Source organism: Methylobacterium sp. PvP105 (assembly GCF_017876975.1).
GTDB classification, from domain to species: Bacteria; Pseudomonadota; Alphaproteobacteria; order Rhizobiales; family Beijerinckiaceae; genus Methylobacterium; species Methylobacterium radiotolerans.
Map to the genome: position 1 here is coordinate 6,320,801 of NZ_JAGIPA010000001.1, position 24,182 is coordinate 6,344,982.

The window sequence follows — 24,182 nt, forward strand, 5'->3', positions numbered from 1 at the left end:
CGTTCGACAGGATCAAGCGACAAGACCGGCGATCGAGACCGGCAGGCGGAGCAACAGGCAGGCCCGAGCAGGGCAGGGGAGAGTGACGATGGCGGGCGAACTCTATGCGGCGGAGGCGAGACCGGTCGCGCCCGCCGTCTCGGGCGGCGGGAAGCTGACGCTGTTCCTGCTCGCCCTGGTCATCGTCGTCATCGCGGAGGCGATCGGCAACGTCAGCATCCCGGTGGGGTCGGGCAAGATCGTGCTGCTCCCGCTGCTCTGGGCCCTGCTGCTGGGCGGCGCGCTGGGGCTGATGAGCCCGCGCCTGCCCGCGCCGCTGCGGCTGTCGGGCGCCCTGCAGAACGCGGCCGGCGCCTACCTGCAGCCGGCGCTGCTGATCTTCATCGCCAAGCTCGGCCTGCTCGTCGGCGGGTCGCTGCCGAAGATCCTGGCCTCGGGCTGGGCCCTGGCGTTCCAGGAATTCGGCCACTTCTTCGGCACGATGGTGTTCGGCCTGCCGGTCGCGCTCCTGCTCGGCATCAAGCGGGAGGCGATCGGCGCGACCTTCTCGGTCGGCCGCGAGCCGAGCCTCGCCATCATCGGCGAGCGCTACGGCATGGATTCGCCGGAAGGGCGCGGCGTGCTGGCCGAGTACCTGACCGGCACGGTGTTCGGCGCGGTGTTCATCGCCCTGCTGGCCGGGCTGGTCACCAGCCTCGGGATCTTCAACCCGCTGGCGCTGGCGATGGGCGCCGGCGTCGGTTCCGGCAGCATGATGGCCGCGGCCTCGGGGGCGATCGCGGCCCAGCAGACGCCTGAGGTCGCCAAGGACGTCGCCACCTTCGCGGCGGCCAGCAACCTCGTCACCACCACGATCGGCACGTACTTCACGCTGTTCCTGTCGCTGCCCTTCACGATCTGGGCCTACGGCAAGCTGGAGCCGATCCTCGGCCGCAACCGGCCGGACGCCGCCCGCCCGGCGGCCGCCGACCCGCAGGGCGCCGCGCAGGCGGCCGCGCCGGCCCATCAGGAGGTGCGGATCGGCCTCGGCGAGACCGTGCTCGCCTGGATCCTGATCGGCGCCTACGGGCTCATCGGCAACTGGCTCACCTACGGCGTCGTCCCCGACGCGCAGGTCGTGGCCGGGATGGCGATCATCATCGGCACCGTGCTCGCCGGCTGGGGCCTCTACCTGCTCCTCGGCCGGCGCCTGCCCGCCGTCCTCTGGGTCTCGATCATCGGCATGGCGCTGACCTATCCCGGCACGCCCTACGCCGCCGAGATCGCCGCCCTGACCGGCAAGCTCAACTTCCTGGCGCTGGCCACGCCGATCCTGACCTTCGCGGGGCTCTCGGTCGCCAAGGACGTGCCCGCCTTCCGCCGCCTCGGCTGGCGGATCGTCGTGGTCTCGTTCATGGCCAATGCCGGGACCTTCCTCGGCGCGGTCCTGATCGCCCAGTTCTTCATGCACGCCCCGCTGGGGTGAACCGCCGCGCCGATCGGCGTAGGGTCCGGACGGGGGATCGAGGCGCTCCGGCAGCGCCGGCATTTGAGAGAGGTCGCATGGGCATCGAGGCGGAGACCGTGGAGCGGATGGTCGCGTGGCGGCGCGACCTGCACGCCCACCCCGAGCTGGCCTTCCAGGAGGTGGGCACGGCGGAGCTCGTCGCCCGGGAACTGGCCGCCTGCGGCCTCTCGGTGAAGACCGGGCTCGGCCGCACCGGCGTGGTCGGGACCCTGAGCCGGGGCGACGGGCCGACCGTCGGCCTGCGGGCCGACATGGACGCCCTGCCCATCCAGGAGGCGACGGGCGCGAGTTACGCCTCCCGGACGCCCGGCGTGATGCATGCCTGCGGGCACGACGGCCACGTGGCGATGCTGCTCGGCGCGGCGCGGCACCTCGCGTCGCGCACCGACCTCTCCGGCACGGTGCACTTCATCTTCCAGCCGGCGGAGGAGTGCGAGGGCGGCGGGCGCGCCATGGTCGAGGACGGCCTGTTCCGGCTGTTCCCGTGCGATTCCGTCTACGGCCTGCACAACTGGCCGGGCCTGCCGCTGGGGACCTTCGCGACCCGGGTCGGCGCCATCATGGCCTCCCTCGACACGTTCGAGATCACGGTCGCCGGGTTCGGGACCCACGCGGCCATGCCGGAGCGCGGCACCGACACGCTGGTGGTCGCTTCCGAGATCGTCCTCGCCCTGCAGACCATCGTGAGCCGCCGGATCGCCCCGACGGACCCGGTCGTGCTCAGCGTCACGCAGATCCACGGCGGCGACGCCTACAACGTCATCCCCGACCGCGCGGTCATCCGCGGCACGGTCCGGTGCCTGGACGAGGCCGTGCGCAAGCGCGTCGCGGAGCTCGTCGCGGCCATCGCGGGCGGGACGGCCGGCACGCACGGCGCCCGCGCGGAGGTGGACTACCGGTTCGGGTACCCCGCCACCGTCAACACCGCCGACGCCGTCGGCACCGCCCTGGAGGCGGCCGGGACCGTGCCGGACATCACCGCGCGCCGCGGCGAGGTCGGACCCTCCATGGCGTCGGAGGATTTCGCCTACATGCTCCAGGCCTGTCCCGGCGCCTATGCCTGGATCGGGACCGACGGGGCGCAGCGGAGCCTGCCGCTCCACAATCCGGGCTACGACTTCAACGACGAGGCGCTGCCGGTCGGCGCCGCGTACTGGGCCGCGCTGGCGTCGCACAGCCTCAGGCCGTGAGGCGAGCGCTCTGAGGGACCGCCCGCGCCGGGAGGCGCGGGCGGTCCCGATGGCGGGTCTCAGGCCGCCATCGGCCCGTAGCGCCGGTGACCCTTCACGTCGAAGCGGTCGAGCATCATGACCTTGTCCCAGGCCTTGACGAAGTCCGCCACGAAGCGGCGCTGGCCGTCGCTGCCCGCGTAGGCGTCGGCGATGGACCGGAGCTGCGCGTTCGACCCGAAGACGAGGTCGCTGCGGGTCGCCTCGAACTTCGTCTGCCCGCTCGCGCGGTCCTTGAGCGCGAAGGTCATCCCGTCCGCGTCCGCCTTCTCCCAGACCAGGTCGACGTCGGTCAGGTTGCGGAAGAAGTCGGTCGTCAGCACCCCGACCCGGTCGGTCAGGACGCCCCGGTTCGACCCGTCGTGGTTGGCGTTGAGCGCGCGCAGGCCGCCGGTCAGGACGGTCCATTCCGGGGCCGTCAGCGTCAGCAGGTTGGCCTTGTCGAGGAACATCTCCTCCGGCGACACGCTGCGCGTCATCTGCCCGAAGCCGTCGTCGACGTAGTTGCGGAACCCGTCCACCACCGGCTTCAGCCACTCGAACATCTCGAGGTCGGTGAGCGCCTGCGTCGTGTCCACCCGGCCCGGCGTGAACGGGACCGGCGTCTCGACCCCGGCGTCGCGGGCCGCCCTCTCCACGGCGACGCAGCCGCCCAGCACGATCAGGTCCGCCAGCGAGATCTTCTTCCCGTCGCTGCGCCCGTCGTTGAAAGTCGCCATCACGCCGCGCAGGGCCTCGACCACGGGCGCGGCCCGCCGGTTGACGGCCCAGTCCTTCTGCGGCGCGAGCGCGAGGCGGCCGCCGTTGGCGCCGCCGCGCTTGTCGCTGTCGCGGTAGGTCGAGGCCGCCGAGAAGGCCGTGAAGGCGAGATCGGAGACCGACAGGCCGGTCGCGGCGATCGCCTGCTTCAGCGCGGCGATCTCGGCCTCGCCGACGAGCGCGTAGTCCCGCTCGGGCAGCGGGTCCTGCCACAGGAGCCCGTCCTCGATCACCGCCTCCGGGCCGAGGTAGCGGTGCTTCGGACCCATGTCGCGGTGGGTCAGCTTGTACCACGCCTTGGAGAAGGCCTGGGTGAAGGCGTCGAAGTCGTTGAGGAACTTCTCGCAGACCTTGCGGTAGTCGGGGTCGACCTTCAGGGCGATGTCGGAGGTCATCATCATCAGCGGGTGCATCTGGCCCGCGACGTGGGCGTCCGGCGTCTTCGGCGCGTCGGGATCCTTGGGCGTCCACTGGAGGGCGCCCGCCGGGCTCCTGGTCTGCTCCCACTCGAACCTGAAGAGATTCTCCAGGTAGGCGTTGTCCCACTTGGTCGGATCGGGCGTCCAGCTGCCCTCGATGCCGTTGGTCATCGTGTCCTTGCCGGCGCCGGACCCCTTCGGATTGTGCCAGCCGAGGCCCATCGCCTCCATCGGCGCCATCTCGGGGGGCGGACCGATCTCCTTGGCGGGGGTCATGCCGTGGCTCTTGCCGAAGGCGTGCCCGCCCGCGATCAGCGCCACCGTCTCCTCGTCGTTCATCGCCATGCGGGTGAAGGTGATCCGGATGTCGCGCGCGGAGGCCAGGGGGTCGCCGCTCGCGTAGGGGCCCTCCGGGTTCACGTAGATCAGCGCCTGGTGGGAGGCGGCCAGCGGGTTCTCCAGGTCGTAATCGGCGTCGCCGTTCTTGCCTCGCCAGCGCTTGTCGCGGTTCACCATGTCGTCGAAGCTCGAGACCGAGCCCATCTCGACCACCTCCGGACCCCAGTAGGTGGCGTTGTCCGCCTCCCAGGCGTCGAGGCGGCCGGCGGCGAAGCCGTAGGTCGGCAGGCCCATGATCTCGAGGGCGCAGTTGCCGGTGAGCACCATCAGGTCGGCCCACGACAGGGCGTTGCCGTACTTGTGCTTGATCGGCTGCAGGAGGCGCCGCGACTTGTCGGTGTTGCCGTTGTCCCACCAGCTGGAGATCGGGGCGAAGCGCTGCAGGCCGGTGCCGGCGCCGCCGCGCCCGTCGGCGATCCGGTAGGTGCCGGCCGAGTGCCAGGCCATCCGGATCATCTGCGGGCCGTAATTGCCGTAGTCGGACGGCCACCAGTCCACCGACGAGGTCAGGAACTGCTTGATGTCGCGCTTGAGCGCCTCGAAGTCGATCTTGGCGAACTCGGCCGCGTAGTCGAAATCCGGGCCGAGGGGATCGGCCGCCAGCCCGTTCTGGTGGAGCACCTCCACCCGCAGGCGATGGGGATACCAGTTCTCCAGCGTCGGCCGGTTGCCGAGGGCGCCGCCGATCCGGTCGCCGCCGAACGGGCACTTGCCTTCCATGTGAAACGTCGTCGTGTCCGTCTTGTCGATCGTCTCGCTCATCGAGTGGTCCCCCTTGGGTGTTGCGCGACGACCGGGCGCGCGGGGCTCGGACGTCGACGGCGTTGGGCGGTGCAGGCGGTCCGAACCCTCAGGCGCTTCCCGTCGCGCTCGAGCCTCGTGACGAAATGAGGCGGTTCCCGGCGGGATCAAGTTCGGGTCGCCGAAGTCTTGCCCGGGTGCCCGGTCGACGACCGCGCAATGATCGCGATGACGTTGTCGCGATCAGCCCTGTCGCCGGCATCGCCGAGCGACGGCGTCGACTCGACGTCGACGCGGGCCCGCGCCCGGGCATTACCCTTCGTCTTGGGGGCGTCGTCGAGCGTCATGAGGGACGTCTCGGCTCCCCTCGAAGGCCGGGCGAGGCCGCCGGTGCCCGTCGTCGTGGGTCAGGGCGCGGACCGCGGGCCGGACGGCGCGGCGCCCGCGCCGCTCCCGGAGCCGGTGACGGCCGTGCGGGCGGCGGCCTGGCTCTGGCTGGCGTAATCGGGCGGCGCGGTCTCACCCTGCCAGATCATCAGCCCGGCCAGGGCGGCGATCATGAGCCCCACGCTGACGAGCAGCACGACCAGCACCGGCCTGCCGCGCCGGCCCTGTCGGCTCTCCTGGGCCGTGTGACGTTCGACCATCCGCGCCTCGCTGGAGGTTGGTTCCGGGAAATCCCGGCGAGAACCCGCGACCCCGCGGATAGGTCCAGTCCTGCGACGCTGTGGACCGGCCCCTCGGGCACGCCGACACCGCTGTGCCACCCATTGGCGTCCGCCGGCGTTGGTCATACAGTCATACACATGACCGCAACGTCCGCGCCGCAGCCCGATCTCCGTCTGCCGCTCTATCAGCGCCTGCGGGACGAGATCGCCTTCCAGATCGCCCGCAACGTCTGGCGCTCGGGCGAGCCGATCCCCACGGAGGCGGAGCTGGCGGCGACCCACCGGGTCGCCATCGGCACCGTGCGCAAGGCGATCGACGTCCTCGTCGCCGACGGCCTCGTCGAGCGTCAGCAGGGCCGCGGCACCTTCGTGCGGCGGCCGCGCTTCGACCGGTCCCTGTTCCGGTTCTTCCGGCATCTCGGGCCGGACGGCACGCAGGCGGTGCCGGAGGGGCGGATCCTGTCGCGCGAGGCCCGTCCGGCCCCCGCGGCCGCACGCGAGGCCCTCGGTCTCGACGCGCGCGGCGCGGCGATCCGCCTGATCCGGACGCGCCACCTGCAGGGCCGCCCGATCCTGTCCGAGGCGATCTGGCTGCCGGCCGCACGGTTCGCACCGATCCTGACGGCCCCGCTGACGGAGATCGGCGACCTCCTCTACCCCGCCTACGAGCGCCTCTGCGGCGAGATCGTCGCCCGCGCCGAGGAGACCCTGACCGTCGGCATCGCCGACGCGACCGAGGCCGAGCGCCTCGAGATCGCGGACGGTGACCCGGTCGTGGTCATCGAGCGCCTCGCCTTCGGCTTCGACGCCCGCCCGATCGAGTGGCGCGTGACCCGCGGTGCGGCCAAGGACTTCCGGTATCACGTCGACATCCGCTGAGAGGCCGGCGCCTTGACGCGCCGGCGCGCGCGTGCTCATTTATTCATATAAATGACTAGTCCTCTTCGGAGGGCGGAGGAAAGCCCGTGTTCCGCTGGTACCGCGACGTCGGTCCGGCCGAGCGTCGCACCTTCTGGGCCTGTCTGGGCGGGTGGTCGCTCGACGCCCTGGACGTGCAGATGTTCAGCCTCGCCATCCCCGCGCTGGTCGCGAGCTTCGGGCTCAGCCGCTCGGAGGCCGGCCTGATCGGCGCGGTCACGCTCGTCGCGGCGGCGCTCGGCGGCTGGCTCGGCGGCCTCGCGGCGGACCGGATCGGCCGCGTCCGGGCCCTCCAGATCACGGTGCTGTGGTTCGCGGTCGCGACCTTCCTGGCGGCCTTCGCGCAGAGCTTCGCCCAGCTGCTGACCCTGAAGGCGCTGCAGGGGATCGGCTTCGGCGCCGAGTGGGCGGCCGGCGCCGCGCTGATGGCGGAGGCGATCGGGCCCGAGCACCGCGGCCGGGCGCTGGGCGCCGTGCAGGGGGGCTGGGCCCTCGGCTGGGGGGCGGCCGTGCTCCTGGCCACCGCGGCCTTCTCGGTGCTGGATCAGGAGACCGCCTGGCGGGCCCTGTTCGCCTGCGGCCTCGCGCCCGCGCTCCTCCTGATCTACCTGCGCCGCTCGGTCCCGGAGCCGGCGCGGCCGGTCGGAAGGCCGGCCCGGCCGCCGGCCGGATCGCTCGCGATCTTCGCGCCCGGCCTGCGCCGGGTCACGGTGCTCGCGACGCTGCTCGGCCTGGGCGCCCACGGGGGCTTCCACGCCCTGTTCACGTGGCTGCCCACCTACCTGAGCGTCGAGCGCGGCGCCTCGGTCCTCGGCACCGGGCTCTACCTCGCGATCATCATCGCGGCCTTCGGCCTCGGCTGCCTCGTCGCCGGCGGGCTCGTGGACCGGCTCGGGCGGCGCCGGACGGTGGCGCTCTACGCGGCCGGCTGCATGGCGCTGGTCGTCGTCTACCTGCTGCTGCCGGTCGGCGGCACGGGCCTGCTCCTCCTCGGGGCCCCCCTCGGCTTCTGCACCGCCGGCATCCCCGCGAGCCTCGCGGCCCTGTTCAGCGAGCTCTTCCCGGACGGCCTGCGCGGGACCGGGATGGGCTTCTGCTACAACGCCGGCCGCCTCGCCTCCGGCCTGCTGCCCCTGGGCGTCGGCCTGCTCAGCGAGATCCTCGGGCTCGGCCCGGCGATCGGCCTGTCGGCCCTCGGTGCCTACGGGCTCGTCCTCCTCGCCGTCGCGCTCCTGCCGGATCGGCAGTCCGGCGGCGCGCTGATCCCCCAGACCGTGAGATGATCCGATGAACCGGCGCCGCTTCTGCCGCACCCTGCTCGCGGGCGGCGTCACGCTCGCGCTTCCGGCCCGCGGCCGCGCGGCCGGGCCCGGCTCCGCCGGCGACGGCGTGGCGGCGGTCGACACCCACGCCCACGTCTTCACCCGGTCCCTCACCCTCACGGGGGACCGCCGCTACGCCCCCGACTACGACGCGAGCATCGCCGACTACCGCGCCATGCTGGACCGGAACGGCATGGCGCGCGGCGTGCTGATCCAGCCGAGCTTCCTCGGTACCGACAACGGCTACATGGTCTCGGCCCTGCGGTCCGCGCCGGAGCGGCTGCGCGGCATCGCCGTGCTGGCCCCGGAGGCCGAGACCGCCGCGCTGCGCGACCTCGCCGGGCAGGGCGTCGTCGGCCTGCGCCTGAACCTGATCGGGCGGCCGGACCCGGACTTCGCCGGCCCGGTCTGGCGCGCCCACCTCGCGCGGGTGGCGGATCTCGGCTGGCAGATCGAGGTCCAGGCCGAGGCGCGGCGCCTCGCGCGGCTGCTGCCGCCGCTGGTCGAGGCGGGCGTCCCCGTCGTGGTCGACCATTTCGGCCGGATCGACCCGGCCCTCGGCATCGCCGATCCGGGCTTCGCCGACCTGCTCGGCTTCGGCCGCGGCGGCCGCGTCTGGGTCAAGCTGTCGGGCGCCTACCGCATCGGCAGCGGCGAGGCCGGCCGGCAGACGGCGCTGCAGGCCGCCGAGCGCCTGCGCGGCGCCTTCGGGGCGCGGCGCCTGCTCTGGGGCAGCGACTGGCCGCACACGCAGTTCGAGACCCAGGCCAGCCCCGCCGAGGCCCGGCGCGACCTCGACGCCTGGGTGCCGGACCCGGCCGAGCGCCGGATCGTCCTGGCCGAGACGCCCGCCGAACTCTTCCGCTTCGACCGCTAGGCCGGGGCGCGCCCGCCCGAATTCCAGCGAGGACAGGACCATGGCAACACCGACCACGCCACACGCGGCGGACGCGGCCGCCTTCGAGAGCCGAACGATGCGGAAGGTCGGCCTGCGCCTGATCCCCTTCCTCGTGCTCTGCTACTTCATCGCCTACGTCGACCGGGTCAATGTCGGCTTCGCGGCGCTGACCATGAACCACGATCTGGGCCTCTCCGCCGCGGCCTTCGGCCTGGGCGGCGGCCTGTTCTTCGTCGCCTACGTCCTGTTCGAGGTGCCGAGCAACCTCGCGATGGAGCGCGTCGGCGCGCGGATCTGGATCGCGCGGATCATGATCACCTGGGGGCTCGTCGGCATCGGCTCGGCCTTCGTCACCGGTCCGGTCAGCTTCGCCACCGCCCGTTTCCTGCTGGGCGCGGCCGAGGCCGGGTTCTTCCCGGGCGTGATCCTGTACCTGACCTACTGGTTCCCCAAGGCCTACCGGGCGCGGATCGTGGCGATGTTCATGGTCGCGATCCCGCTCTCCAGCTTCTTCGGCTCGCCGCTCTCGGCGGCGCTGCTCACCCTGGACGGCGCCGCGTCCCTGCGCGGCTGGCAGTGGCTGCTGATCATGGAGGCGGTCCCGGCCGTCCTGCTCGGCGTCGCCGCCCTCGCGCTGCTGCCGAGCCGGCCGGCCGAGGCGACCTTCCTCACCCCGGCGGAGCGCGGCTGGCTGACGGACCGGCTGGAGGCCGAGCGGCGCGCCGCGGAGGCGAGCGCCGGGCACCACGCCCACGGCCTCGCGGCGGTCTGGGCGGTGCTCGCGAGCCGGCAGGTCTGGCTGCTGGCCGTGATCTACGCGGGCAGCTCGGCCACCAGCAACACGCTGTCGCTGTGGATGCCGCAGATCCTCAAGGGGTTCGGCCTCAGCAACCTGCAGACCGGCCTGCTGAACATGATCCCGTTCGGCATCGCCTCGGTCTTCATGATCGTCTGGGGCCTGCGGGCGGACCGCAGCGGCGAGCGGATCTGGAGCACGGCCCTGCCGCTGGCGCTGACCTCGGTGAGCTTCGCCCTGACGCTGCTGACCGGCTCGCTCTGGATGACGCTGGTCCTGCTCTCGCTGGTCCTGCTCGGCAACTACGCGATCAAGGGCCCGTTCTTCGCCCTGGCGACCGAGACGCTGCCGCCGGCCCAGACGGCCGCCGGCATCGCGGCGATCAACACCCTGGCGCATCTCGGCACCGGGGCGATCACCTCGCTGATCGGGGTGCTGCGCGAGCAGACCGGCAGCTTCCCCGTCGCCCTGCTCCCGCTCTGCGCCCTCACCGGCGCCGGCTGCGCCCTGGTCTTCTGGATCGGCCGGCACCGGCCGCGGGCAGCGGCCGTCGGGGCGGCCCCGTCGGCGGCGCGGGGCTGAAGCGGCGGCGACGCTCAGGCCGGCTGGCCGAGGATTCCCAGGATCTCCCGGCGCAGCCGCACGATCTCGGGATCGTCGCGGTGGCGCGGATAGGGCACCGCGACCGGCAGCGCGGCCCGGATCGCGGCCGGGCGGTCGGAGAGCACGATCACGCGCTCGGCCAGGACCAGCGCCTCCTCGACGTCGTGGGTGACGAGGAGCGCGGTGAAGCGCTTCTCCTGCCAGAGCCGCAGGATCTCGGCCTGCATGGCCAGCCGCGTCAGGGCGTCGAGCTTGCCGAGCGGCTCGTCGAGGAGCAGCAGGCGCGGCTCGTTGACGAGCGCCCGGGCGAGGGCCGCCCGCTGCGCCATGCCGCCGGAGAGCTGGTGCGGGTAGACATCCGCGAAGCCGGACAGGCCGACGAGCCCCAGCGCCCGGTCGACCCGGGCCGCCCGCGACCGCCCGACGCCGCGGGCCTCGAGCCCGAGGGCGACGTTGCCGCGCACGGTCCGCCACGGATAGAGCGTCGGGTCCTGGAAGACGAGGAGCCGGGACGGGTCCGGCCCCTCCACGAGGTCGCCGTCGACCCGGATCGCGCCCTGGTCGGGCGGCTCCAGGCCGGCGACGAGCCGCAGCAGGGTGGACTTGCCGCAGCCCGAGGGGCCGAGCAGCGCGACGAAGCCGCCGGGCTCCACGTCGAGGCTCACCCGGTCGAGGACCGGCAGGGGCGCGCCGCGGATCGCGAAGGCGTGGCTGACGGACTCGACCGTCAGGCGGGCGCCGGCCGCGCCGGCTTCGGGGCGTTCGAGGGTCGCGGCGGCTACCATTGCACCAGCCCCTTCTGCCAGGCGAGCAGGCGGTCGCGCAGGCGGAACAGCAGCGTGATCAGGGACGAGCACATCAGCGCCATCACGATCAGCGCCGCGTACATGTTGGCGTAGGCGGCCCAGCCCTGCGCCCACTGGAGGTACCAGCCGAGGCCGGACTTCACGCCGAGCATCTCGGCGACGACCAGCACCGCGAAGGAGCCGCCTAGCCCCATGAACAGCCCGACGAAGACGTGCGGCAGCGCCGCCGGGATCGCCACGCGCAGGATCAGGAAGCCGCGCGAGGCGCCGAGCGTCCGCGCCACGTCGAAATAGGCCTTGTTGACGCCCGCCACGCCCGACCAGGTCAGCACCGTGACCGGGAAGCCGGTGGCCAGAGCCACCAGGAAGGTGCTGGCCGACCACGAGGACGGGAAGACGAAGAAGGCGAGGGGCAGCCACGCCGTGGCCGGCAGCGGCCCGACGAAGCGCAGCACCGGATGGGCCCAGTAGCCCACCGCCCGGAAGGTGCCGATGGCGACGCCCAGGACGAAGCCGGTCGCCGCCCCGATGGCGTAGCCGCCGGAGAGCAGGATCAGGGAATTGAGGATGCTGCCGCCGAGCTTCGGCCAGTCATCGAGGAAGACCTCCAGGATCGCCTGGGGCGAGGGGAAGAACGGCATCGGCAGCAGGGCGAGCTTCGCCGTCACCGCCTCCCAGGCGATCAGCGCCAGGGCCAGCACCGCGAACCAGGGGCTCCCGTGCCGCAGCCGCACCCCGAGGGTGCCGAGGCGGCCGGCCGCGGGCGCGAAGACCAGGAGGGCGAGGCCGAGCGCCGCCGCCCCGGAGCCGAGGGCCGCGGTCTCGGGCAGGTCGTCCGCCTCGGGCAGGCCGAGGGTCACCCCGGCCAGGGCGAGCCAGGCGGCACCCGCGAGGACGATCCGCCAGGGCGGCCGCGGCAGCCTTCGGGACGGGGCGGCGGCCCGCGGGGCGACGCCGGCGGCGATGCTTCCGGACATGGCGCGCCTCAGCTCAGCACGTCGGCGTAGATCCGCTCGGCGAACTTCGCCGTGTCGGTGGATCGCCGCAGGACGTTCACCTGCTTCAACTCGTCCCCGTAGAGCGCGAGCTGCTGCCTGAGATCCCCGCCGACCGGGCTATCGCCGTGCTGCTGGCTGCGCAGCATCGCGGCGAGATCCGCGATCGAGCCCTTGCCGCCGTAGCCGGAGAACGCCCGGGCCGCCGCCTCGGGATCCCGGTGGACGGCGTGGCCACCCTCCAGGATCGCCCGGGTCAGCGCGCGCGCCACCGCGCGGTCGTTCCGGATCAGGCTGCCGCGGGCCGCCACGACGCAGCAGGTCCGGCTGGCGTATTCTCCGGACAGGTTGGTGGCGACCTCGGTGAAGCGCGGGTCCTTCAGCCAGATCCAAGTCCGCGGGTCGGAATCGGCCAGCGCCTGCGCCTCGCCCTTCTCCACCGCGAGGTTGAGCAGGTCGGCCGGGTACTGCCGCCACTCCACCCCGCTCTCCGGGTCGATCCCCGCCTTGGCGAGCAGCAGGCCGAAGAAGTTCTTGGCCGGGCTCGCCTGGTCGCTGATCGCGATGGTCTTGCCCTTCAGCCCGGCGATGTCGGCGATGCCGGAGGATCTGGCGCTGAGCAGCCGCAGGCAGCCGCCGTGCAGCCCCGCGGTGATCTTCACGTCGAAGCCCTGCTCCAGGGGCTTGAGCCAGCGCAGGGCCATGCCGATCCCGGCATCGGCCTTGCCCGTGGCAATCGCCTCCAGCAGGGCCTCGGTCGAGCCACCGAAATTGACGAACTCCACGTCGAGGCCGTGCCGGGCGAAGATCCCCTGCTCCTTGGCGAGCGGCGCGGCCGCCGTGCAGATGGCCGTGGCGTTCCAGGCCAGCTTCACGGTCCGGAGCGGGCCCGCGGGCGCCTCCGCGGCGGCGGGCCGGCAGAGCGGGCCGGGATCGAACGGTGCCCCCGGTCCGGGCGCCCAGGCGCGGCCGGTGCCCATGCCGAGGCCGAGCGGCAGGGCCGCGGCCGCGGCGCCGACCTGCAGCAGGCGCCGCCGGGAGGGCGCGGGATCGGAGGAGGGGCTGCCCGGTCGGGAGGGCGCGTCGGTCATCTCGGGTCTCCGGGCCGCGCGACCGCGCGGCGGGAACGGCGCGCGTCACCGCCCCGGTCGCGCGACCGGGCGGATCTGGCGTCCTCGTCTTCGGGAATGATCCGTCGAGGGATCAGGGTGCCGAGTATTCGATCGCTGCGAGACCGAGTCAACGAAAGCGTTTCCTCTATTTTCGCGCGATCGGGTAAGATCATTCACGGATCGGCGCCGTCGCGCGGCGCTCGGGCGGCTCGGCTCATCGGCACGGGGCGTCGTTCGTCTGTCTCTCGATGATGGGATGCCGAACGATGACGGGGAAAGGTTCGATGCCGGCCCCCTGTGGGCGGAGACCGTTCTTCTTCGCCGACCGACGACGCGGCAACATCCTCCTGCCGATCCATGAATATTCGGAACGGCATTCCGTTGACGCGATCTGGGTCCGGGCGGACCATCGCGGCTCCCGGGATGGCGCCGCGCGGCCGCCCGCCGATCACGTCGCCGAACACCCCATGACCGTCGCCGTCCCGCCCCCCGACATCGTCAGCAGCCTCGCCGGGCGGCTCGCCGCCCGCGCGGCCGACCACGACCGCGCGGGGACCTTCCCGCACGATTCCCTCGCGGCGCTGCGGGAGGCCGGTCTCCTGGCCCTCACCGTGCCGCGGCGTCTCGGCGGCGGCGGGGCGGGCCTCGCGCGGGCCGCCGCTCTGGTGCGGGCGCTCGGCGCCGCCGACCCGGCGACCGCCCTGGTCGTGGCGATGCAGTATCTCCAGCACGGGCTGATCCACCGGCCGGATACCCCGTGGCCGCGCGCGCTCGCCGACGCGGTCGGCGCGGCGGCGGTGGCGCGGGGGGCGCTGATCAACGCCCTGCGGGTCGAGCCCGAACTCGGCACGCCCGCGCGGGGCGGCCTGCCGGCCACGGTCGCCCGCCGCGACGGCGCGGGCTGGCGGATCTCCGGGCACAAGATCTACGCGACCGGCGCGCCGGGGCTCGCCTACGGCCTCGTCTTCGTCCGCACCGACGAGGCGGAGCCGCGCACCGGCAACGTCCTGGTGCCGTTCGACGCGCCGGGCATCCGCATCGCCGAGACCTGGGACCATCTCGGCCTGCGCGCCTCCGGCAGCCACGACGTCCACTTCACGGACGTGCCGATCCCCGGGGACCACGCCGTCGACCTGCGGCCGCCGGGCGGCTGGTCGGGCCCCGATCCCTGGCAGCAGGCCTGGAGCTGCACCCTGCTCGCCGCCCTCTACGACGGCGTGGCCCGGGCGGCGCAGGACTGGTTCATCGGCTTCCTGCGGGCGCGCCGGCCCGGCAGCCTCGGGGCGCCGCTCGCGAGCCTGCCGCGCTTCCACGAGGCGGTCGGCGAGAACGAGCGGCTGCTCGCCGTCAACGCGCGCCTCGTCGCCGGGCTCGCCGCCGAGGTCGACGCGGGACATCCCTCGCCGCCGCGCGAGTCCGGCTTCGTGAAGCTCACCGCCACGGAGAACGCCGTCGCGGCGGTCCAGCGCGCCGCGGAGCTGTGCGGCAACGCCGGCCTGTCCCGGGCGAACCCGCTGGAGCGGCACCTGCGCGACGTCCTGTGCGCGCGCATCCACTGGCCGCAAGGGGACGCCGTCCGCGCCGCCGCCGGCAGGGCCGCCCTCGGCGCCTGAACCCGCCCTCGACCCGGAGATCGCCCCGTGAGCCTGCTTCCCCCCGACGCCGTCGAGTTCATCGGCTTCGTCGCGCCCCGCCACACCTCCGAGATCCACCCGGCGGCGGGGCCGTCCATCGACCGCGACTACCTGAAGCTCCTGGCGCAGGCGCACGAATGGGGCGGGTTCGACCGGGTGCTGGTGGCCTTCCACGCGACCACGCCGGACGCGCTCCTGCTCGCCGGGCAGGTCGCCGCCGTGACCGAGCGGCTGGGGCTGATGATCGCCCACCGCACCGGCTTCACGGCACCGACCGTGGCGGCGCGGCAGTTCGCGACCCTCGACCAGCTCACCGGCGGCCGGGTCGCGATCCACGTGATCAGCGGCGGCGACGACCGGGAACTCGCCCAGGACGGCGACCACCTCACCAAGGACGCGCGCTACGCCCGCACCCGGGAGTTCCTCGACATCGTCCGGCAGAGCTGGACCGCCGCGGAGCCGTTCGACTACGCGGGCGATCACTACCGGGTGGAGCGCGGCTTCTCCGAGGTGAAGCCGGTCAACGCGATCCCGGTCTATTTCGGCGGCGCCTCGCCGGCGGCGCTGGCGGTGGCCGGCCGCCACGCCGACACCTACGCGCTCTGGGGCGAGACGCACGCGCAGGTCGCCGAGCTGATCGGCCGGGTGCGGGCGGCGGCCGCGCCCCACGGGCGGGCGCCGCGCTTCAGCCTGTCGGTCCGGCCGATCCTGGCCGAGACCGAGGCGCGCGCCTGGGAGCGCGCCGAGGACATCCTGGCCCGGACCCGGGCCGTCCGGGCCGCCAAGGGCCTCGGCCCGGCCGCGACGCCGCAGAACGAGGGCTCCCGGCGGCTCCTCGCGGCCGCCGCCGCGGGGCCGCGCCACGACAAGCGCCTGTTCACCGCCATCGCGGCCGAGACCGGGGCGGCGGGCAACTCGACCGCCCTGGTCGGCACCCCCGAGCAGGTCGCCGACGCCCTGCTCGACTATCACGACCTGGGCGTGCGGACCTTCCTGATCCGCGGCTTCGACCCGCTGGAGGACGCGCTCCAGTACGGCCGGGCGCTGCTGCCCGCCTTCCGGGACGCCCTCGGGCGCCGCGGCGCCGCCGAGGCCGCCTGATGCGCGCCGTCATCCTCGCCCTGCTGGCGCTCCTGGCGGTCCGGCCGGCGCAGGCCCAGGACGTGCTGCGGGTCGGCGACCAGCGCGGCAATGCCCGCGCGCTGATGGAGGCGGCCGGCGTGCTCGACGGGCTGCCCTACCGGCTCGACTGGAGCGAGTTCCCGGCGGCCGCGCCCCTGCTCGAGGCGCTGAACGCCGGCGCGATCGACGCGGGCGGCGTCGGCGACGCGCCCTTCACCTTCGCGGCCGCCGCCGGGGTGCCGGTGAAGGCCTTCCTGGCCTTCCGCAACCGGCAGGACGGGTTGGCGATCCTGGTCCTGAAGGAATCGCCCCTGCGCACCGTGGCCGACCTGAAGGGCAAGCGCGTCGCGACGAACCGCGGCTCGATCGGCCATCAGGTGGTCCTGGCGGCGCTGGAGGAGGCGGGGCTGCCCGCCGACAGCGTGACCTTCAGCTTCCTGCCGCCGGCCGACGCCAAGATCGCGCTGGCTTCCGGGGCGGTCGACGCCTGGTCGACCTGGGAGCCCTACACCTCCACGGCGGAGCTCGCCGGCCTCGTCCGGGTGATCCGCGACGGCAACGGCATCACCCCGGGCCTGACCTTCGCGGTGGCGAGCGACGACGCGATCCGGACCAAGCGGGCGCTGCTCGCCGATTTCGGCGCGCGCCTCGCCCGCGCCCGGGCCTGGGCCCTGACGGATCCGAAGCCCTACGCGTCCGTCTGGTCGAAGCTCATCGGCCTGCCGGAGGCGGTGCCGCTGCGCTGGTTCGGCCGCGCCGCCTACCGGGCCGTCCCGATCGACGCGTCCGTGATCGCCGACGAGCAGCGCAGCATCGATCTCTACGTCCGCGCCGGGCTGATCCCGAAGGCCCGCGCGCCGCGGGCCGAGGCGATCCTCGACACGAGCGTCTCGCAAACCGCCGCCGCCGTGCAATGATGGCGCGGGAGGATCCGACATGCACGACAGCGGCGACGACCACGGCCACGCGCACGAACATGGCCACGCGCAGGACCACGCCCACGCCCACGACCACGGGGCGTCCGAGCGCTGGAAGCACGACGGCGTGCGGGTGATCCCCGGCGACCGGCTCGACGCCAACACCGCGCAGACGCCCGGCATGTACCGGCAGGCGGCGATCAACGCCGCCCGGGTCGGCGCCCAGAAGATCTGGGCCGGCACGGTGGCGATCCAGCCCGACGCCAAGACCGGCGTGCACCACCACGGCGAACTGGAGAGCGTGATCTACGTGGTCTCGGGCCGCGCCCGGATGCGCTGGGGCGACAGGCTCGAATACGTCGCCGAGGCCGGGCCGGGCGACTTCATCTTCGTGCCGCCCTTCGTGCCGCACCAGGAGATCAATGCCTCGACCGACGAGCCCCTGCACTGCGTGCTGGTGCGCTCCGACAACGAGGCGGTGGTGGTCAACCTGCCCGACGTCGAGGCCGCCGAGGCGCCCGAGACCGTGTACTGGGTCGACCCGATCCACAAGCATCCGTGAGAGACCGGAGCGGACAGCGATGAGCCGGGACCGCCAGCTGCATCTCGGCGCCTTCATGCGCCCGGTCGGCATCCACACCGCGTGGTGGCGCTATCCGGGCGGCTATCCGGACGCGAACTTCAACTTCGAGCACCTGGCGCACTTCGCCCGGCGGCTGGAGGCCGCGAAGTTCGACGCGTTCTTCATGGCCGACCATCTGGCGGTGATGAACATGCCGGTGGCGGCACTCCGCCGCTCGGCCACCGTGACGTCGTTCGACCCGCTGACCCTGCTGCCGGCGCTCGCCGTGCTCACCGAGCGGATCGGCCTGATCGCCACCGCGTCGACCACCTACAACGAGCCCTACCACGTGGCCCGCAAGTTCGCCTCCCTCGACCACATCTCGAAGGGGCGGGCCGGCTGGAACCTCGTCACCTCCGGCAACCCGGACGAGGCCCTGAACTTCGGCCGCGACGCGCATCTGGAGCACGCCACCCGCTACGCCCGCGCCCGCGAGTTCTTCGACGTGGTGACCGGCCTGTGGGATTCCTTCGCCGACGACGCCTTCACGATGGATCCGGCGAGCGGCCTGTTCCTCGATCCGGCGAAGATGCACGTCCTCGACCACCGCGGCGACTTCCTGAAGGTGAAGGGCCCGCTCAACGTCGCCCGGCCGGTGCAGGGCTGGCCGGTGATCGTCCAGGCCGGCGCCTCCGAGGCCGGCAAGCAGATCGCCGCCGAGACCGCCGAGATGGTGTTCGGCGCGGGCTCGACCCTGGAGGCGGCGCAAGCCTTCTACGCCGACGTGAAGGGTCGGATGCCGGCGGCGGGGCGCGACCCGGACCAGCTCAAGATCCTGCCCGGCTGCTTCGTCGTCCTGGGCCAGACGGAGGACGAGGCGCGGGCCAAGAAGGCGCGCCTCGACGACCTCGTCCATCCCGACAGCGGCCTCGCCAACCTCTCGGTCCGCCTCGGCGTCGACGCGACGGGCTTCGACCTCGACGCGCCGCTGCCGGAGCTCCCCGAGAGCAACGCCAGCAAGAGCGGGCAGGCCCAGATCGTCGACTACGCCCGGCGCACCGGCGCGACCGTGCGGGCGCTCGCCCGCAAGGTCGGCGGCTACGGCGGCCTGCAGATGGTCGGCACGCCCGCGCAGGTGGCCGACCGGATGGAGGAATGGCTGGAGACGCGCGCCTGCGACGGTTTCAACGTGATGTTCCCGTTCGTGCCCGAGGGGCTCGACGACGTGGTCGACCGGCTGGTGCCGGAGTTGCAGCGGCGCGGGCTGTTCCGCCGGGACTACGCGGGAACGACGCTGCGCGACCATCTCGGCCTCGCGCGACCGGCCAACCGCTTCTTCCCGCCCGGCGCCCCGCCACCCGCATGAGCGCGGCCGGGCGCCGAACAACGCCGAGAAGCGGGGGTTGAACCACAGGTGATCCCAAGCGTCTGAAGGGAACCTGTATGCGCCTGTTCAACCTACTTCGCGGGGCCGCGGCCCTGACCGCCCTCACCACGATCCCGGCCGCCGCCCTCGCCCAGGAGGGCGGCCCCTGCACGGACGCCATCGCCCAGCTGAGGCGGGACATGGGCAACCAAGTCGGGATGGGGGCACCCACCTCCGAGCCCGATTACGGGCAGCGCAAGGGGCCGGAGAACGCCGCGAGCCGGCAGACGGCCGGCACGACCACGGGCACGACCACGGGCACGACCACGGGCACCACCACGGGTAGCGCGGCCAAGCCGGTCGGCACGCCCGACACGGACCGCGCCCAGAAGGGCGGGGCCTCCCGCGAGAGCGGCGGCACGCCCGGCACCGTGGGCGGTGTGTCGGGACCGGTCGGGGCGGCGAGCGGCAAGGGGCAGGCCGACGACGTGGCGAGCGGCCGGGTCGCGACCTCGCCGGACGATGTCCGGCGCCAGTCCGAGAACCGGCCGACGGCGGCCGCCGCGGCCGCGCAGGGCGGCGACGCCAAGGCCGCGCCGGGCCTCGCGTCGGAGGACAAGGTCTCGCAGGCCAAAACCGCCCTCCAGCGCGCCGTCGACCTCAACGCGAAGGGCGACCAGGGCTGCCGGGACGCCGTGCAAGAGGCCCGCAACCTGCTGCCGAAATCGGATCGCTGAGACTTGCGGCGCGGGATCTGACACAGGTAAGTTCGCGCCGGCGCGACCGGTGACATGCTCGATCCGCCGACGGTTCGCCGTCGGTGTGGCCCCGCCCCGACGTTCCTCCGACACAGCCGGGTGGGGCCACGCTTTCGAGCGCGCGGCCGATCCTCTGGACGGGCGAACCTCCGGTGGTTGCGCGGGATCGCGGTTGAAGGTCGCGCAAGGACGGGAGGGGTCGTGCCCGAGGCTGTTCCCCCGCTCTCGGGGTGCCGCGTCCTCGTCGTCGAGGACGAGTATCTCATCGCCAGCGAGGTCAAACGCTGGTTGCGCAGCGCCGGGGCCGAGGTGATCGGTCCGGTCTCGCGCGCCGATCTCGCGCTGGATCTGATCGCGGAGCGGAAGCCCGACGCCGCGGTGCTCGACGTGAATCTGGGGGACGGGGACACCGTCTATCCGGTCGCCGACCGGCTGGGCGTCCTCGGCGTGCCGTACCTGTTCGCCACCGGCGACGTGCGGGTCTCCGGCGCCTCGGCCGGAGCCAGCCGGCCCATCCTCGAGAAGCCGTTCGTGGCGTCGGAGCTCGTCCGGGCGCTGACCAAGCTCGTCGCGGTCCCCTGAGGTCGCCGCGGCCTCAGAGGGGGCCCGGTCCCGGATGCGGGCCCATGCGCCGGCGGTCGTGCTCGATGGCGAAGACGTGGGCGTAGAGGTTCGCGACCCAGCCCCGCCCCTCGACCGTGAGGTCGAGGAACCGGATCGCGTCCCCGATCACGGGCTCGATCTTGCCCCAGAAGAACGACGGGTAGCGCTCCGCGAGGTCGGCCGGGCTGTCGTAGCCGAGTTCGGCGTTGACGCCGATCTCGGCGAATTCGTGGAACAGGGCGTTCAATTTGCGCGGGTAGAGCGGGTCTCCGAGCTGACCGATCAGGTCGGCCGCCCGCAACAGGCCGGCCTCGGTTCCGGTCTCGCGATGGGAATCGGCTTCCGGCACCGGGAAGCGGGTCAGCTCGATCGCCCGGATGACCCGGGCCGCGTCGACGAGATCGTGCGTGCCGAAGCGCTCCTGCACGGCGAGCTTCGAGCGCTCGACGTGGTAGGGCGCCAGCGCCGCGTCCGAGGCGCCCCGGGGCAGGCTGACGGTCGTGCCCTGCGCGTCGATGACGAAGGCCTGCAGCCGGTCCCCGGCGCAGACGCCGCGCACGTAGCCGATGTCGTGGTAGAGGGCGGCCAGGATCATGTGCAGCCAGTCCTCGGGCGTGATGCCCTGCTGCAGGAAGCGGCCGCGGAGGATGTCCTGGGCGACCAGGGTGACGAGGGCCGTGTGGTCGCCGTCGTGGTAGAGGGCGTCGCTCCCGACGAGCCGCTCGATCGTCAGGCGCGCCGCGGCCTCAATGATCTCGGCGTAGCGCGGCTCCCGGCTGCCGAAGGTCCGCTGGTAGGTGAGGGCGAGGTGCTCGCCGAGGGCGTCGGCGAGCATCTTCGTCGCGTCGAACATGGTATCCTCGCGGTCAGCTGCGGTGGGCGGCGGCGCGCCCGGCCGGGTCGATGGAGATCACGCGGATCGCTCCCCGCGATCGACGAGCCGCTCTTCGAGATAGGCCGCCGCGTCCGCGTAGAGTTCGTAGCGGCGCAGCAGCACCGCGCGCTTGTCGGCCTTCGTCGCCGCGTCGAGCTTGGCGTGGGCCTTGTCGGCGCGGGCGCGCAGCTTCCCGGCGAGCTTCTCAAAGGCGGCATCGATGCGCGCGCCGACCTTCTCGCCCTCGGCGCGCGCCGGATCCGGATCGTCCCGCCGACGCTTCGGCGCGGCCCTCGTCGCTTCTCCAGCCATGACGCATCTCCGGTCGCCCTGATCGGTGGCGGAACCGTATGACGGAACGATCACCGGCGCGACACGGGAACGGCCGCCGGCGGCGCGGCGCTTTCTCAGGCGTGTCACGGAACACTGCCCTGGCTCGGTCCCGCGACGCGCAGGAGGACCGGCGCTGCGGCCCGACGACAGCGCCGTCCTGGACGCCACCCCGGATGCCACCCCGGATGCCACCTTGGAGGCGATCCGGCGCGACCTCGCCGACAGCTGCGACGAGGAGCCGGGCCTCGGGCTCGAGGAGGAGCGCCTCGACCGGCTGGCGGCGGACCACGGCGGCGCACCGCCCGGTCGCCTCGACCGCAAGGTCCACGTCCGCGAACGGCTCCGGCTGCAGCACGAGCTGGTCCCCCGGCAGGACTGGGTGCAGGATCGGAAGCTGCGCGTGGTCGTGCTGCTCGAGGGCCGCGACTCGGGCGGCAAGGGCGGGGTGATCGAGCGGATCACGCAGAGCCTCAATCCCCGCGTCTGCCGCGTGGCCGCCTTGCCCGCCCCGAGCGAGCACGAGCGGACGCGATGGTATTTCCAGCGCTACGTCTCTCATCTGCCTCTTCCACCGCGATGGTCGGGCCGAGCGCGTCCTGACCGCGGCGCAGAGAGCGGCAGGGGAGTCGTGATCCTGTCGCGGTGGCGCGGCTATAGCGCCGCCATGGCGAAGCGCCCGATGACTCTCGACCTGTTCACGACCCTGGATATCGTCGATGACGACGTCTCGGCCGTCGTCGACGCCTATCTGGCCGATCCCACGCCCGGTTCGGTGGCGTTCGGGGACGGCTTCCGCATCGACCCCGCGGCGGCGGTGGCCTCGCATCCCTTCGCCCGGACGCTGATCGATCAGCCCTGGGCCGATGCCGGGCTGCGCCGGGCCGCCATCCGCGCCGCCATCCTGCTGGCGGAGCCGGAACGGGCCTGACCCGACCGGCCGTGTGTCACGCGACGGCCGCGCGACAAGTCACGCGCCTGTCATGCGGCTGTCATGGGCAGAATGGCAGGTCGCCGCCACGGCGAACCTCCCGACCCTATGCCGCCACTTCGCCCGCCCGGTCCTGCCGCGGCGGGCTTTTGTCTGCCCGCGGGACGGCCTTCGCGACGGAGCGCGTCGGATCGGTGCGGCATCCGATCCCGCTCACGGGCGGCAGCGCTCCGCCGGTTCCTACGCCTAAAACGGTACGTGCGCGGCCCTCCGCCTGCACGACGCTCGGTTGTAGCCTCCGGCGGATACGGGGCGGATACGGGGCGGATGAACGGCGTGCCGCCACGGTGAACGGTTGGTTTACCCAAACCTCACAATTGCGCCGACCGCCCCGATCCGGGCGCGATCGGCGGGCGTTCTACGGGCAGGTCCACCGGAGACGTGCTGTCATGCTGATCCTGAACCCGATGACCGGACAGATGGTCGAGGTGCGCGTGCCCCGGCCGAAGCCGAAAACCGCCTGACCGCACGCGTCCTCCGCCCCTTTCCCGCACGCCCGCGACCCGGACGGCGTGCTCTCCCAGCCCCGCGCGACCCATGATGCCGACCGACCTCGACAGGCCCGCCGAACTGACCCTCTGGCCGGGCTACGCGCCCGCCCGGGTGGCCGTGTCACACAGCTTCCCCACGCTGCGGGCAGCCCTCGCCGCCGCGATCGCGGCGATCGACGCCGAGGATGCCAATCCCTGGATCATCACCGAGGGCGGCGACATCCTCGCTCCGGGATGGATCCGCGCGAACACGGCGGGCGCCGTCCTGCAGTAGCGGATCGTCAGCCGACGAGTTCGGGCGCGCTCCGGTTGCGCCACCGGTACTCGCTCGGTGAGATCCCGTAGCTGTCCTTGAAACGTCGGCTGAAATGGCTCTGGGTGCAGAAGCCGCAGCTATAGGCCAGTTCCCCGACGGCGAGATGGGCGAAGCCGGGATCGGCCAGACGCTGCGCGGCGATCTCCAGGCGCCGCCGCCAGATCCAGTCGGCGATGTTCCTGTCCTGCTCGCGGAACAGGGCCTGGAGGTGGCGCAGCGACACGCCCACGGCCGCCGCGAGCCGGGCGGGGTCGAGGTTCAGGTCGCCGAGATGGGCCTCGATATGCGCCAGGGCGCGCTGGAAGATCAGGACGCCCTGGATGTTCTTGGGGGTGTCGTGCGCGAGGCGCTCCGCGATGCTCGCGACGATGAGATCGATGCCGACCGACGCCATGCGGTTCGACATGTCGGGCGTCAGCCGCCCGGCATTGCGGACCAGTTCCTGGAAGAAGGTCGTGACCATCGACGTGCCGACCTGATCCGCGCCGATCGTGAGGGACGTGAAGCGGCGCGTCGAGCCGAGGGCGCGCTCCAGCGACTCGCGCGGCAGTTCGACGAACAGCGTCTGCGTGTCGACGTCGGAGGCCATCGTGGCCGGCCGCCGGTCCATCACGACGATGTCGCCGGGATTCTGGATGGCGGTGCGGTCGTCCTGCGCGCTGTACACGCGGCCCTTCAGCGTGATCGCGACGTTCAGGGTCTCGTGCTTGCCGTGCCGGCGGATCGTGTCCGGGGTCGCGACGGTGGTGACGGCGCTCTGCGTCACGCGCGTGATCAGCAGCGGTCCGACCTCGGCGGCCTCCAGGGTGCCGGCGAAGGCGTGTGCCGTGGCAGGGGTCAGCTCGACCGGCACGATGCGCTCGAAGATCGTTTCACGCCAGAGGCGGAAACTGTCTTTCGGCTTGAAATCCGCCGTCGAGAACAAAGTCCTCATCGCAACTTCTTGTATTCATGCTTCGCCGCGCGCGCTCGGGAAAACGGTAGCACGCTCTCAGGCAAGCGCAACGGCGCGGGCCAACTTATGAAGGTTCTTGACCTTCCCAGGA

24 protein-coding genes are annotated in these 24,182 nt (G+C 73.0%); 15 read left to right on the plus strand and 9 right to left on the minus strand.

Features of this window, described 5'->3' with window-relative positions; all coding sequences use genetic code 11:
* The first annotated feature begins 88 nt into the window (after positions 1-88).
* Both J3A75_RS30675 and J3A75_RS30680 read left to right on the plus strand, forming a co-directional pair.
* Positions 89-1,465, plus strand: a complete 1,377-nt coding sequence (locus J3A75_RS30675; RefSeq protein ID WP_071000225.1) for a DUF3100 domain-containing protein — start codon at positions 89-91, stop codon at positions 1,463-1,465.
* 77 nt (positions 1,466-1,542) lie between these two features.
* Entirely contained in the window at positions 1,543-2,697 is a 1,155-nt protein-coding gene (locus J3A75_RS30680) for a M20 aminoacylase family protein (RefSeq protein ID WP_209650888.1), read from the plus strand.
* A 59-nt stretch (positions 2,698-2,756) separates the two neighbouring features.
* Here J3A75_RS30680 and katG read toward each other — a convergent pair whose 3' ends face one another.
* The 3 genes from katG to J3A75_RS30695 form a co-directional block, all read right to left on the minus strand.
* The gene (gene katG / locus J3A75_RS30685) at positions 2,757-5,075 is read right to left on the minus strand and encodes a catalase/peroxidase HPI (protein ID WP_012321741.1); all 2,319 of its coding nucleotides are present in this window, start codon (positions 5,073-5,075) and stop codon (positions 2,757-2,759) included.
* A 146-nt stretch (positions 5,076-5,221) separates the two neighbouring features.
* Positions 5,222-5,401 carry a hypothetical protein gene (locus J3A75_RS30690; RefSeq protein WP_012321742.1) on the minus strand — a complete coding sequence of 60 codons (180 nt, stop codon included), beginning with the start codon at positions 5,399-5,401 and terminating at the stop codon, positions 5,222-5,224.
* Between the two features lie 60 nt (positions 5,402-5,461).
* Complete coding sequence (locus J3A75_RS30695; RefSeq protein WP_012321743.1) at positions 5,462-5,701, minus strand: hypothetical protein; 240 nt, start codon at positions 5,699-5,701, stop codon at positions 5,462-5,464.
* 159 nt (positions 5,702-5,860) lie between these two features.
* Here J3A75_RS30695 and J3A75_RS30700 point away from each other — a divergent pair, with 159 nt between their 5' ends.
* From J3A75_RS30700 to J3A75_RS30715, 4 genes are all read left to right on the plus strand, one after another.
* The gene (locus J3A75_RS30700) at positions 5,861-6,601 is read left to right on the plus strand and encodes a GntR family transcriptional regulator (protein ID WP_053621886.1); all 741 of its coding nucleotides are present in this window, start codon (positions 5,861-5,863) and stop codon (positions 6,599-6,601) included.
* 86 nt (positions 6,602-6,687) lie between these two features.
* The gene (locus J3A75_RS30705) at positions 6,688-7,923 is read left to right on the plus strand and encodes an MFS transporter (protein ID WP_209650889.1); all 1,236 of its coding nucleotides are present in this window, start codon (positions 6,688-6,690) and stop codon (positions 7,921-7,923) included.
* Between the two features lie 4 nt (positions 7,924-7,927).
* Complete coding sequence (locus J3A75_RS30710) at positions 7,928-8,839, plus strand: amidohydrolase family protein (protein ID WP_209650890.1); 912 nt, start codon at positions 7,928-7,930, stop codon at positions 8,837-8,839.
* 40 nt (positions 8,840-8,879) lie between these two features.
* Positions 8,880-10,238, plus strand: a complete 1,359-nt coding sequence (locus J3A75_RS30715; RefSeq protein WP_043074812.1) for an MFS transporter — start codon at positions 8,880-8,882, stop codon at positions 10,236-10,238.
* A gap of 14 nt (positions 10,239-10,252) precedes the next feature.
* Here the strand turns inward: J3A75_RS30715 and J3A75_RS30720 are convergent, their stop codons facing one another.
* The 3 genes from J3A75_RS30720 to J3A75_RS30730 are packed head-to-tail and all read right to left on the minus strand — an operon-like array spanning position 10,253 to position 13,151.
* Positions 10,253-11,044 carry an ABC transporter ATP-binding protein gene (locus J3A75_RS30720; RefSeq protein WP_012321748.1) on the minus strand — a complete coding sequence of 264 codons (792 nt, stop codon included), beginning with the start codon at positions 11,042-11,044 and terminating at the stop codon, positions 10,253-10,255.
* The gene (locus tag J3A75_RS30725; RefSeq protein WP_029359528.1) at positions 11,038-12,042 is read right to left on the minus strand and encodes an ABC transporter permease; all 1,005 of its coding nucleotides are present in this window, start codon (positions 12,040-12,042) and stop codon (positions 11,038-11,040) included. Before J3A75_RS30725 ends, J3A75_RS30720 begins: the two co-directional genes overlap by 7 nt.
* 8 nt (positions 12,043-12,050) lie before the next feature.
* The gene (locus tag J3A75_RS30730) at positions 12,051-13,151 is read right to left on the minus strand and encodes an ABC transporter substrate-binding protein (RefSeq protein WP_024828547.1); all 1,101 of its coding nucleotides are present in this window, start codon (positions 13,149-13,151) and stop codon (positions 12,051-12,053) included.
* 488 nt (positions 13,152-13,639) lie between these two features.
* Here J3A75_RS30730 and J3A75_RS30735 point away from each other — a divergent pair, with 488 nt between their 5' ends.
* The 7 genes from J3A75_RS30735 to J3A75_RS30765 all read left to right on the plus strand — a co-directional run bounded on the left by J3A75_RS30735 (position 13,640) and on the right by J3A75_RS30765 (position 20,113).
* A complete protein-coding gene (locus tag J3A75_RS30735; protein ID WP_209650891.1) occupies positions 13,640-14,785 on the plus strand; it encodes an acyl-CoA dehydrogenase family protein in 1,146 nt (381 codons plus the stop codon).
* Between the two features lie 27 nt (positions 14,786-14,812).
* On the plus strand, positions 14,813-15,907 hold the full coding sequence (locus tag J3A75_RS30740) for an LLM class flavin-dependent oxidoreductase (RefSeq protein WP_209650892.1): 1,095 nt from the start codon (positions 14,813-14,815) through the stop codon (positions 15,905-15,907).
* The gene (locus J3A75_RS30745; RefSeq protein ID WP_024828544.1) at positions 15,907-16,845 is read left to right on the plus strand and encodes an ABC transporter substrate-binding protein; all 939 of its coding nucleotides are present in this window, start codon (positions 15,907-15,909) and stop codon (positions 16,843-16,845) included. The genes J3A75_RS30740 and J3A75_RS30745 overlap by 1 nt, the downstream gene beginning before the upstream one ends.
* Before the next feature lie 19 nt (positions 16,846-16,864).
* Positions 16,865-17,407 carry a cupin domain-containing protein gene (locus tag J3A75_RS30750; protein ID WP_024828543.1) on the plus strand — a complete coding sequence of 181 codons (543 nt, stop codon included), beginning with the start codon at positions 16,865-16,867 and terminating at the stop codon, positions 17,405-17,407.
* Positions 17,408-17,426: 19 nt separating this feature from the next.
* Entirely contained in the window at positions 17,427-18,773 is a 1,347-nt protein-coding gene (locus J3A75_RS30755) for an LLM class flavin-dependent oxidoreductase (RefSeq protein ID WP_209650893.1), read from the plus strand.
* A 77-nt stretch (positions 18,774-18,850) separates the two neighbouring features.
* Positions 18,851-19,510: a hypothetical protein gene (locus J3A75_RS30760; RefSeq protein WP_209650894.1), complete on the plus strand. Its 660-nt coding sequence runs from the start codon at positions 18,851-18,853 to the stop codon at positions 19,508-19,510.
* A gap of 222 nt (positions 19,511-19,732) precedes the next feature.
* On the plus strand, positions 19,733-20,113 hold the full coding sequence (locus tag J3A75_RS30765; RefSeq protein WP_012321757.1) for a response regulator: 381 nt from the start codon (positions 19,733-19,735) through the stop codon (positions 20,111-20,113).
* Between the two features lie 13 nt (positions 20,114-20,126).
* On the opposite strand, the gene J3A75_RS30770 is transcribed toward J3A75_RS30765, so the two are convergent.
* The gene (locus tag J3A75_RS30770; RefSeq protein ID WP_012321758.1) at positions 20,127-20,987 is read right to left on the minus strand and encodes a hypothetical protein; all 861 of its coding nucleotides are present in this window, start codon (positions 20,985-20,987) and stop codon (positions 20,127-20,129) included.
* A gap of 57 nt (positions 20,988-21,044) precedes the next feature.
* Positions 21,045-21,320 carry a hypothetical protein gene (locus tag J3A75_RS30775; protein WP_012321759.1) on the minus strand — a complete coding sequence of 92 codons (276 nt, stop codon included), beginning with the start codon at positions 21,318-21,320 and terminating at the stop codon, positions 21,045-21,047.
* Between the two features lie 154 nt (positions 21,321-21,474).
* Here J3A75_RS30775 and J3A75_RS36735 point away from each other — a divergent pair, with 154 nt between their 5' ends.
* Together J3A75_RS36735 and J3A75_RS30785 are read left to right on the plus strand one after the other, a co-directional pair.
* Positions 21,475-22,269, plus strand: a complete 795-nt coding sequence (locus tag J3A75_RS36735; protein ID WP_409518690.1) for a hypothetical protein — start codon at positions 21,475-21,477, stop codon at positions 22,267-22,269.
* Positions 22,270-22,866: 597 nt separating this feature from the next.
* On the plus strand, positions 22,867-23,094 hold the full coding sequence (locus tag J3A75_RS30785) for a hypothetical protein (protein WP_024828541.1): 228 nt from the start codon (positions 22,867-22,869) through the stop codon (positions 23,092-23,094).
* A 7-nt stretch (positions 23,095-23,101) separates the two neighbouring features.
* Here J3A75_RS30785 and J3A75_RS30790 read toward each other — a convergent pair whose 3' ends face one another.
* A complete protein-coding gene (locus J3A75_RS30790; RefSeq protein WP_058606319.1) occupies positions 23,102-24,070 on the minus strand; it encodes a helix-turn-helix domain-containing protein in 969 nt (322 codons plus the stop codon).
* Positions 24,071-24,182 lie beyond the last annotated feature (112 nt).